This is a genomic window from Sporosarcina sp. Y1004 (assembly GCF_057669665.1).
Genome location: NZ_JBYHFQ010000041.1, coordinates 16,812 through 27,502, shown reverse-complemented (window position 1 = coordinate 27,502; position 10,691 = coordinate 16,812). Strand labels below are relative to the sequence as shown.

Sequence of the window (10,691 nt, the reverse complement as noted above, 5' to 3'; positions counted from 1 at the left end):
TAGTGGACTTTCACCACCAAGTTATAGCCCATGCCGGGCGCACAATAAAACCCACACCCAGCTTAAATAAAGCAGGGTGTGGGTTTTGATTTATCAAGTTTTTTAGTAAGTCGGCTATTAATTTAATTTATCAGACAGAATCCCGAACGTGTCCCATTTTTATTTACCATAACCAAAGTCTATAACTGTAAAACAGCACTTTTCCTATAACTTTTAATTGCAAATACCCAATTAGTTTTAAAGTCTATTATTTTGATTAGCGGAATTTCCGTGAGTTTTAGTAAAATTGCTAACCATGTATATATTCCGTTTACAATGAACCTCGCTAGTGCATATATAAACATATAGCTCGCAACTAGTTTACTCTAATATTATTATGTATTCCCGAACAACTATTCAAGTGAGTGTCAAGACACAGTTTACATAATGGAAGGAATAGAGGGAAGGTGGTACATATTGCAACGCATATATACCTTGATATATGAACTAGCGAGGTGTATGATTATTAAAAATATTAGGAGTGTTCAGTATGAAGATACCTTCGTTTCAACAAGCAGTCGGTTTTAGCGTTGGAGATACTCTATCTATGTTTTTATTAAGGAGTCTCTTTAATCGGAAAAATTATTCAAGAGCTCTCTATGAACAATTTAACTTGGATTTCCCAGGACGTTCAGTTTCATATGAGTACGTTGCACGTACTGCTAACACGTTAGAGAGAAACGGCTTTCTTCGATCTCAAACAGAAGGTCGTAAAAAGTTCTTTCAAATTACTGACAAAGGAAAAGAACGTCTTCAAGAATACAAAACAATTTATGCGCATAGGTTTAGGGAAGTATCTATTGTTATAGATCGATTCTATTATTTTCTAACCAAAAATGGCCAGCCACCGCAAATAGAAGTTGAGCCATTACACGAAGACTTTAGACCTTTTATATCAAAGCTGTTATCCGTCAAAGATGTTGTTCGATTTATGACATTACGATTTAGCTTAGATCGAAATTTTTTTTATATGGCTGAGGTTCAGGAGCAATTGAATAGTTTGTTTGGCTGGTCTCCATCTAATGGCTATTTATACGATATTGCACGCGAAATGGAAGAAACAAATTTGTTGGTTGGATTTTGGCCCGATGAAAGAAGAACTGTTCGCAAATTATATAAAACGGAGGAGAGTGAGCAATTCCTCATGATTGTAGCGGCTTCATTGACTGAACGAATCACTCAAGTTCGTAAATATCTACACTATATTATTAAAATGGTTTGAATTTCGCATTCATTTACGTACAGCGTCTTTGTCATTAAAACATTAAAAATCCATGCTTGAGCTATTAAATCAAGCATGGATTTTATTTATCCCGGTGCCGATCCCTTGTAGGGGACTAGCTATAATATTACCTACTCAAATCATGTGTTTGAACACTAATTATAATATTGCTTGCATTGATGAATATCAGTATTCACTAGGTTAGGAGCAAATGGATTGGCAAACGTATTTCAATTATTATTGTAGGCACTATATAAGTGTGCTACACAAATAGGTTCACCAGTTCCTTTCACAAATACTTCAAACGAACCTCTCACTGTATCAATGATTTTTTAAATCCACATATAACTTTTCCTCCTAATTTCCAATTGATGATGTATAATTGAATAAACAGATTATAATAAAGGCACTGAAGCTATTATAAGTTAACAAAATCTTTGATATACAACACTGTAGTTTGATAGCAGAAAAAATAACGATTGGAAATAAACACTAGTGACATATTGGAATAACTTGAGATGCATAAAAGGAGTTCTATTTCACAATATATGTAATATTGTTAGGTATTATTGTTTTTCAATAGATAATTTTATTGCAGTGAAAAAACAATAATTTGAGTAGTGAGCTTCTTGATTGACATTTCACCTTTACGATCACTTAATTTCAGATTACGCTGTATCTTCGGAAAACATAGTGTTATACTCTTAATTACAGTAATGGATAAGTGTAACAATTGTTAACTGAAAGGGGGTGATTAAATAAGTTCTATAACGACGTCAGAGGTTTACACAGCATGAATGAAACCTAAAATCCTGTCCCGATTATAAGGCATTTATGGACATATCGGGATGAACATGCATCGTTGAAATTTGCGAATTGCGAATGAGGTACAAAAAAAAGATTGTTTTCAATTGCTTACTTTGTGGTGAGAAGAAAAAAGTTATCCATTTTCAAGCTGGATAACCAATCTATCTGATTAAAACAAAAGATTTATCAATTCCAATCTAAGCCTTTTATTTATGTTGCAAATCCTCTCTAGTGTAAGAGTTGGGTGTGTCTGTGAGATAGAATCATAACCTTTTTTAATGCAAATTATTAAAAGAAAAATTTTGAGCTTGCTTATGGTCTTGCTTAAATAATTGGGAGGCAGTATATATGTGGATTATTACCCTATACGCAGAAGTTAGAATTAAAATGTTTGAATTCGACACGGAAAAAGAAGCAAAAGAAGTTTATAAGAATATGAAAGGTAACAAATATCTTTCGTATTATGTTTGAGAACTTTCTTTGTTTACCGTAGATGGATAAGAGCTTGAGCTTTTTATTTATAGTCGAATTTCATTTTGCTCGAAATAATTTGAATTAGTTTCTTCTTAACGCTTTTGCGTAGATTTATTATGTAGGGTAAACACCCAAAGAGTGGACTATCCACTGTGAAGGTAAACTAGCAACTTATTATATCTTCAGAAAATAGTTCCTACTTAAACGATTCATATATATAAAAACCTCCTATATAAATTGGTTTATCAAGTATTTTTCTTAGTACATCACTGTTCCTAGTGATGTACTTTTTTGTATTAATAATTGTGATTTTGTGTAGACTATTTAGGATTCAGAAGGGGGGCCGAGCATTCTAAAAAAGCTTCTTAAATGACTTTTATCAAAAGAAATAGCGCAAAGGTACAAAAAACGCCACTTAAGCAGCAAAAATCCGTTTTCGACTTTATGTTATATCGGCAATGGATGCAGTTGGAATATGGATCGATTGTTGTTCAGAATGTTATAGCATAGATGAATTTGAACGAGAAACCATTTGCGAAATAACAGTATATGAATTGAGGATAGCTTGATCAACCGGAAATGAAGGCAAAGTAAAAAGGTTGATCAAAATTATTCTCGCCATGAACATTCGTGAATTAGTTAGTTATTTGTCTTCGTACAAAAAAGAGGGCTAAGAACAGACCTCTTTTCATTTAAAAATATTTTAGTTTACATAATATAAATTATCGGAAGTTGCGTATCATTATGTAAGTATACTTGAAACAGTGAGATAAAACGAAAAATAGTGTATTATTTATTAATATTAGCGTTTCTTGTAAATGATGAAAAACCTCTAAAAATATAGATATATTGATTTGTGTATTAATAATTCCAGTAATACTTACAATCGTGTTTGATCCTATAAAATGATTAGCTCTGTTGTTCACTAATTCAAATACAATAAATTAATAACCTCGTGTCCGGTTTTAGCTTTTAGCAATAAAGCCATCCTTCAACTAAAATTTGTAATGACCTTATTTCCACTTTTTTAAGCAATTGAATTACGACCATCTTGACCTTAGGTTGTTTCTAATCCGAATTCAGACATATATAAAGTTATTTCATCTAAATCGGCTTCATTGTATTACTAACCTCTATATAAAACAGAAAAAAACCGCAAAAAGTTAGTTACATACTTTTTGCGGTTTTTTGGGCTGTTCTAATATGATATTTCTTTTTTTCATCTGGATAAAGAATATTCCCGTCAAACTTAAGCTAATAACTCCGAAAACAATCACCATCGACTGCAATCCAATAATATCTAGGAACGCGCCCGCTGTCAGTAAAACTACCTGGAACATAACCCGTTCCAACATATTACGGAATGAGAAAAATCGACCATGGTACTCTTTTGGCATTTGTTTTTGGAAAATGACCATTGCTGTTGGGAAAAAACAACCTAGAGCGAATCCTAGTACTGCAAAAGCACTTAATACAATAACCAAACTCTCTGTAAAATAAAGCATGAATTCCGCTACCGCTACCAAGGATGCGAAGGAAAATAGGATTGTCGTCGTTCGCCATTTGTTCGATATGTATTTAACAGCAACCGTTCCGACCATGAATGCTATCCCTTCAAATGTATAAATAAGTCCTTTAATAGATGAAGATTCCTGTATTTCACTAATGTTAATAACGATTAAATTAAATGATCCGATAAAAAGCAATGGAATCAGCGTCATTATGAGCGTCATTCCAACCGCAGGATATGATTTCAATACAGGAAAAACTTCCATGAAACTACCTTTGTTCCCAACCGATTTGACCTCGGCCTCTGTTCCCTTCCCTTCATCGATCTGAAGCATCATAGTGAATAATAGAAGCCCTCCATAGGCTATCATCGATATCCAGTAAAGCGACGCGAGCGACCAATAAACGAGCATTAACCCAGCTAAAGCGGTTCCAAGAACTCGAGAAATCGTTGCAACGTTCATATGCCAGCCATTCATAGAGAGTAAATCATCATCTTTAACAACAAGTGGAATGGTCGCCTGCAGTGCAGGAAAGTAGAAAGTAGCAGATAGTTGAATACTAATCATAAATGCAACCATCCACCAAACAGATCCAGTTGAAATCGCGATGAGCATAAAGATTACACTGAGTAAACGGCCTGCTCCAGATATGAGAAGTACAGTTTTTTTTCTCGACTGGTCAATAACTTTACCAGCAAGTGGCCCTGCAATAATTCCCGCGAGTAGACCAACCGACATAATTAAGGCTTTAACAAAATCAGAAGGAATTTTTTCTTGCATAAACTCAAGATTACCGATAATCCCCGTCCATAATCCTAAACCAGCAATCATTTCTCCTGTTAAGATAATCCAAATATTACGATTTCTCCACATACACTATCCCCGTTCTCCTAATGATATTAAATCAGACCTTTATTTCGCTTATCGAATTAGTATACGTTAGGACAAATTAAAAGTCATGGGTATATACTCCCATGACTTTTACAGTAAATTATTCGATTTCAGCTTTAGGGTCTTTATAAATAATTGTTATGCTACCCTCTTTTTTCTCATCTACTATGCTGCTACCATTTGAATAACGGTCGACAGGTCGCAATGATCCCGCTACGATAGGAATTTTACTACCCTTTTCCGTTGTCAAAACAATAATCTCATCATTTTTCACCAATAAGGCCCCGATAACCCGGTATGGATTTGATTTTAGCTCTTTAAGAACAACAACACCACGTTGTGCCCTTGAAGCACTTTCAAGCTCTTTCAAGCCCATTCTTTTCACACTACCGCGCTGTGTTGCAACTAAAACAGAAGATCCGTCATCTTGATTGATTTCCATTGCAACAAGCTTATCAGCCTCTTTAAGGTTAATGCCACGCACGCCGGCAGTCCTTATGCCTGTTACGGATAACTCAGTAAGAGGAAAACGAAGAGCGTATGCCTGTTCTGTGAATAGAATGACATCCTCGTCTCCTTTGACAAGTCTCGCATCAATCATTACATCATCTTTTTTAATCCCCATCGCTTTAAATGTTCGGGAATAGCGTTGGACTTTGAAATCGACAAGTTTTGATTGTTTGATTAACCCATTTTGAGATGCTGTTACAATTAACGCTTCTTGATCGAAACTCTCAAGGCCAATTGCCGCAACAATCGTTTCATTCTGCCCAAGTGGAATGATACTTGAGATATGTTGCCCAAGATCTTTCCATTTAATATCTGGCAGCTCATAAACGGGCTGATATAAATAGTTCCCAGCTGATGTGAACAGCAAAAGATGATGTTGCGTGTTCATTGGCGCTTCTAATAGCGTGTAATCAGATTCTTTCATCTCGTGTCCCGAGCCATTTGAAGCGCTATGAGAACGAACGCTCGTGCGTTTTATATAGCCGTCTTTCGAAACCGACACAATCACTTCTTCACTTGGTACAAGAATATCTAAATCGACTTTAATTTCTTCGATTTTTTCCTCAATTACAGAACGTCGCGGTTCAGCAAACTTTTTCCGGATTTCAAGAAGTTCTTTTTTAATGACAGCAGATAGCTTTTTATCACTTTTTAAAATTGCATCGAGCTTATCGATAAGTTTCCGAAGTTCGGTATCTTCTTGCTGCAACTCAGTAATATCAGTATTCGTTAGTTTGTAAAGCTGTAGCGATACAATTGCTTCAGCTTGTACTTCAGAGAATTCGAATTTCGAAATAATATTGTTTTTTGCATCGCGTTTATCTTTAGATGCACGTATCGCTATTATCACTTCATCCAAAATTGATAGAGCTTTCATAAGCCCTTCTACGATATGTAGCCGGTCTTGTGCGCGTCCTATGTCAAATCGAGATCTACGTGTAATAACTTCTTTCTGATGTCCTATATAGGCGTCCAATAGCATTGGTAGCGACATTAAAGTTGGTCTGCGCCCAGAGATAGCTATCATATTAAAGTTGTACGTCACTTGCAAGTCTGTATTTTTTAGTAAGTATTGTAAAATAGCGTTGCCATCGATATCTTTTTTCAACTCGATAACAATCCGAAGACCTGTCCGGTCCGATTCGTCCCTGACATCCGCGATTCCGTCTAGCTTACGATCCAGACGTAGCTCGTCCATTTTCTTGACCATATTCGCTTTGTTGACGTCATATGGAATTTCCGTCACAACGATTTGCGATTTACCACCTTTTAACGGTTCGATGAACGATTTCGATCGAATGATGAAACGTCCTTTTCCGGTTTCATAGGCTGTTTTAATACCGCTCGTCCCTTGAATCGTACCGCCAGTCGGAAAATCAGGTCCTTTTATAACCGTCATTAATTCATCAACCGTAACGTCCGGATTGTCTAGACGCATTAGGACTGCGTCAAGCGATTCGTGAAGTGCGTGTGGCGGGATATCCGTTGCATAGCCTGCGGAAATGCCTGTTGAACCATTGACGAGTAAGTTTGGGTATCTTGCTGGTAAGACAGTTGGTTCAGGTTCAGTTTCATCGAAGTTTGGTATGAAATCGACTGTCTCTTTTCCAAGGTCTCGCATCATTTCTCCCGAAATAGCAGAAAGACGTGCTTCTGTATACCGCATGGCAGCTGCAGAATCACCATCTACTGAACCGTTATTCCCTTGCATTTCAACCAACATATGACGCAATTTCCAATCTTGGCTCATCCGCACCATCGCTTCATAGACAGATGTGTCGCCATGGGGATGATAGTTCCCGATGACATTTCCGACCGTCTTTGCTGATTTACGGAATGCTTTTTCATACGTATTTCCCTCATGAAACATTGCATATAAAATACGCCGCTGAACAGGTTTTAAACCATCGCGCGCGTCCGGCAATGCCCGGTCCTGGATGATGTACTTACTATATCTCCCGAATCGGTCACCGATTACTTCTTCCAACGGTAGGTCTTGGAAACGTTCCGTTAGTGTCATTCAAAATCCCCCTCGACATGTAAAAATTCATTATCCAAAATATTATGGTCTTCTTCCATACCAAAATCGACATTGTCTTCAATCCAGCGTCTCCTAGGCTCTACCTTATCACCCATAAGTGTCGTCACACGTCGCTCAACTATAGCACTGTCTTCAATAGTTACCCGAATCAATGTACGTGTTCCTGGGTCCATAGTCGTTTCCCATAACTGATCGGCATTCATTTCCCCAAGTCCTTTGTATCGTTGCAGCATATACCCTTTGCCTACTTTTTCTATCGCTTTTTCAAGTTCGGTGCCTTCCGTCCATGCGTATGCAAATTTTTCGCTCTTCCCTGTCCCTTTAAATACTTTGTAAAGTGGTGGCAAAGCGATGTATACTTTTCCAGCTTCAATCAGCGGTTTCATGTAACGGTAGAAGAATGTCAGTAACAGTACCTGAATATGAGCCCCATCTGTATCTGCATCTGTCATGATGATAACTTTATCGTAAGCGATGTCTTTGACTTCGAAGTCAGAACCTACGCCGCCTCCAATTGCATGAATGATCAGATTGATTTCTTCGTTTTTCATAATATCTTCCAGTTTCGCTTTTTCAGTGTTGAGCACTTTACCACGTAGTGGAAGAATAGCCTGAAAAACTCGGTCTCGTCCTTGTTTTGCTGAACCGCCGGCCGAGTCCCCTTCGACAAGATATAATTCATTCTTCGCAGCGTTTCTGGATTGTGCAGGTGTCAGTTTACCTGATAGAAGTGTTTCCGATCTTTTTCTTTTCTTACCTGAACGCGCATCTTCCCGTGCTTTTCTTGCCGCCTCACGTGCCTGGTGCGCACGGATTGCTTTACGAACAAGGGATGCACTTAAATCAGCATTTTCTTCAAGAAAATAAAGGAGCTTCTGAGATACAATTGAATCCGTGATACCACGTGCTTCACTCGTACCTAGCTTGCCTTTCGTCTGCCCTTCGAATTGTAAAATCTCTTCCGGGATACGTACCGACACAATAGCGGCTATTCCTTCACGAATATCCGAGCCTTCAAGGTTTTTATCTTTCTCTTTCAACAATCCGGTTTTTCTCGCATATTCATTAAATACTCGAGTCATTCCTGTCTTTGCCCCTGTTTCATGTGTTCCACCGTCTTTGGTACGGACGTTGTTGACAAATGAAAGGATTGTTTCCGAATAACCGTCACTGAATTGGAATGCAAACTCGACTTCTATTCCATCTGACTCACCTTCCAAATAAGCGACCTCATGTAGAACATCTTTCTCTTCGTTTAAATAAGTGATAAAAGCCTCAATTCCGGTTTCATATTGGAAGATATCGTGTTTGTCCGTACCTTCTTCCTTTATCTCAATTTTCAAGCCCTTTAACAGAAACGCGGACTCGCGTAAGCGCTCACTAATGGTTTCATAATGATATTTTAAAGTTGAGAATATGGTCGCATCTGGTTTAAAATGGATAAGTGTCCCTTTTTCACGTGTTGTTCCGATTTGTTCAAGCGTTGTAGACGGTTTTCCGCCATTTTCAAAGCGTTGAAGAAATTTCTTTCCGTCACGAAAAATGGTCACTTCCAATTTCTCAGATAGAGCGTTTACAACAGATGCACCAACTCCATGAAGTCCGCCACTCGTTTTGTAACCGCCTTGACCAAACTTTCCTCCTGCATGAAGAACTGTCAAAATAACTTCCGTCGTTGGTTTTCCAGAAGAGTGTATCCCCGTTGGCATACCACGCCCGTAGTCGCGTACACTGACACTGCCATCTGTATGAAGTGTCACATCAATCTCATTACCAAACCCAGCTAGCGCTTCATCTACCGCGTTATCCACAATTTCATAGACAAGGTGATGAAGCCCGCGAGAATCGGTAGATCCGATGTACATACCGGGACGTTTTCGTACAGCATCTAGACCTTCAAGTATATGGATTGAATCATCATCATACGTATAGTTTTCTTGTTTTTTCGTCAAAATACAACCTCCATCAAACAACTGTTCTCTTTTATATGATCGTACCGCTTCCTTTAAAGGTTGTCAAATCAACGTTTTCAGAAGCTTGCTCAATTAATTGTATAGAAGAAAGCATTTTATTGCAATGAAGACAGGAAATTGTTAGTTACGGAAATCGGCTGTACGAGACCCGGAAATTCGAAATCTGACTGGACCTCTTAACTTGGCTTGCCAATTCTCTACTCTCCACATGAAGCCCATTGTCGCAACTTCACGCTTCTGCTAAACTAGGTCTATACATAGACAAATTAAAAAAGGAGTACACAATGGAACTTATCATACTTTTAGTAATTGCTTATTTAATCGGCTCAATCCCTTCAGCACTCTGGGTCGGGAAACTTTTTTACAAAACGGACATTCGGCAACTAGGCAGCGGGAATTTAGGTGGCACGAATACCTTCCGTGTACTCGGTAAAACAGCGGGACTTACCGTAACAATTCTCGATATTTTAAAAGGGACGGTAGCTGCACTGTTACCACTACTCCCTGTTTTCGACAGCATTACAGTCCATCCCCTTATTCCGGGAATACTTGCGGTTGTAGGGCATATGTATCCCGTTTTCGCTCATTTCAAAGGTGGCAAGGCTGTCGCGACATCCGGCGGTGTGCTGCTTGCTTACGAATGGCCCGTTTTTATCCTTGTTCTCGTAACGTTTTTCATCGCTTTGAAAGTAACGAAAATGGTGTCCTTATCGTCAATGATTATATCTGTGGTAGGCTTTTTATACAGCATTTTTTACTACTTCCGAACAGGTGATATTTATCTGATGGTAATGATTGGTCTATTCGGTGCCTTCATCTTCTATAGACATCGAGCGAATATTGGTCGTATCAAGGCTGGAACCGAGCCAAAAGTGAAGTGGTTATAATACAATGAAAGCAGTAACGGAAAAGGTTGGTGTTTCCAATGAAGATTATTTTGTCGAACGAAGCGCTATTATGGTTTAAAGAAGAGATGGAGGTTGAACCTGGTGATGCCATCCGCTTTTTTGCAAGATATGGAGGATCCAGTTCACTACAACCGGGATTTTCCCTCGGCGTGACAAAAGAACAACCTGACGAAGTGGCAGTTGAAACGGAGCACGACAGTGTACACTACTATATTGAAAGCCGTGACAAATGGTATTTCACTGAACATGACTTGCATGTCAAAGTGGATCCTAAACTGCATGAACTTATTTATTTGTACGAAAAAGCGTGAAGGC

At 38.2% G+C, this 10,691-nt stretch carries 7 protein-coding genes; 4 read left to right on the top strand and 3 right to left on the bottom strand.

What is annotated here, in order from left to right; translation table 11 throughout:
* The first annotated feature begins 529 nt into the window (after positions 1 to 529).
* Positions 530 to 1,261, top strand: coding sequence for a hypothetical protein (locus AC25Y6_RS18570; RefSeq protein ID WP_482102568.1), 732 nt, complete (start codon positions 530 to 532; stop codon positions 1,259 to 1,261).
* Positions 1,262 to 2,416: 1,155 nt separating this feature from the next.
* Complete coding sequence (locus AC25Y6_RS18565; protein WP_482102567.1) at positions 2,417 to 2,539, top strand: hypothetical protein; 123 nt, start codon at positions 2,417 to 2,419, stop codon at positions 2,537 to 2,539.
* Between the two features lie 1,166 nt (positions 2,540 to 3,705).
* On the opposite strand, the gene AC25Y6_RS18560 is transcribed toward AC25Y6_RS18565, so the two are convergent.
* From AC25Y6_RS18560 to parE, 3 genes are all read right to left on the bottom strand, one after another.
* Positions 3,706 to 4,926: an MFS transporter gene (locus AC25Y6_RS18560; RefSeq protein ID WP_488144054.1), complete on the bottom strand. Its 1,221-nt coding sequence runs from the start codon at positions 4,924 to 4,926 to the stop codon at positions 3,706 to 3,708.
* Positions 4,927 to 5,044: 118 nt separating this feature from the next.
* Positions 5,045 to 7,474: a DNA topoisomerase IV subunit A gene (parC, locus tag AC25Y6_RS18555; protein ID WP_488144053.1), complete on the bottom strand. Its 2,430-nt coding sequence runs from the start codon at positions 7,472 to 7,474 to the stop codon at positions 5,045 to 5,047.
* A complete protein-coding gene (gene parE / locus AC25Y6_RS18550) occupies positions 7,471 to 9,447 on the bottom strand; it encodes a DNA topoisomerase IV subunit B (protein ID WP_482105977.1) in 1,977 nt (658 codons plus the stop codon). Before parE ends, parC begins: the two co-directional genes overlap by 4 nt.
* 305 nt (positions 9,448 to 9,752) lie before the next feature.
* On the opposite strand from parE, the gene plsY reads away from it, so the two are divergent.
* Together plsY and AC25Y6_RS18540 are read left to right on the top strand one after the other, a co-directional pair.
* Positions 9,753 to 10,355 (top strand): glycerol-3-phosphate 1-O-acyltransferase PlsY, encoded by a 603-nt coding sequence (gene plsY / locus AC25Y6_RS18545; RefSeq protein ID WP_482102563.1) that lies wholly within the window; start codon positions 9,753 to 9,755, stop codon positions 10,353 to 10,355.
* Between the two features lie 38 nt (positions 10,356 to 10,393).
* A complete protein-coding gene (locus tag AC25Y6_RS18540) occupies positions 10,394 to 10,687 on the top strand; it encodes a HesB/YadR/YfhF family protein (protein ID WP_488144052.1) in 294 nt (97 codons plus the stop codon).
* Positions 10,688 to 10,691 lie beyond the last annotated feature (4 nt).

Excerpts from the sequence above, each read along its gene's own strand:
- AC25Y6_RS18570 (WP_482102568.1), top strand. The coding sequence starts at position 530 with ATGAAGATACCTTCGTTTCAACAAGCAGTCGGTTTTAGCGTTGGAGAT.
- AC25Y6_RS18565 (WP_482102567.1), top strand. The coding sequence starts at position 2,417 with ATGTGGATTATTACCCTATACGCAGAAGTTAGAATTAAAATGTTTGAA.
- AC25Y6_RS18560 (WP_488144054.1), bottom strand. The coding sequence starts at position 4,926 with ATGTGGAGAAATCGTAATATTTGGATTATCTTAACAGGAGAAATGATT.
- parC (WP_488144053.1), bottom strand. The coding sequence starts at position 7,474 with ATGACACTAACGGAACGTTTCCAAGACCTACCGTTGGAAGAAGTAATC.
- plsY (WP_482102563.1), top strand. The coding sequence starts at position 9,753 with ATGGAACTTATCATACTTTTAGTAATTGCTTATTTAATCGGCTCAATC.
- AC25Y6_RS18540 (WP_488144052.1), top strand. The coding sequence starts at position 10,394 with ATGAAGATTATTTTGTCGAACGAAGCGCTATTATGGTTTAAAGAAGAG.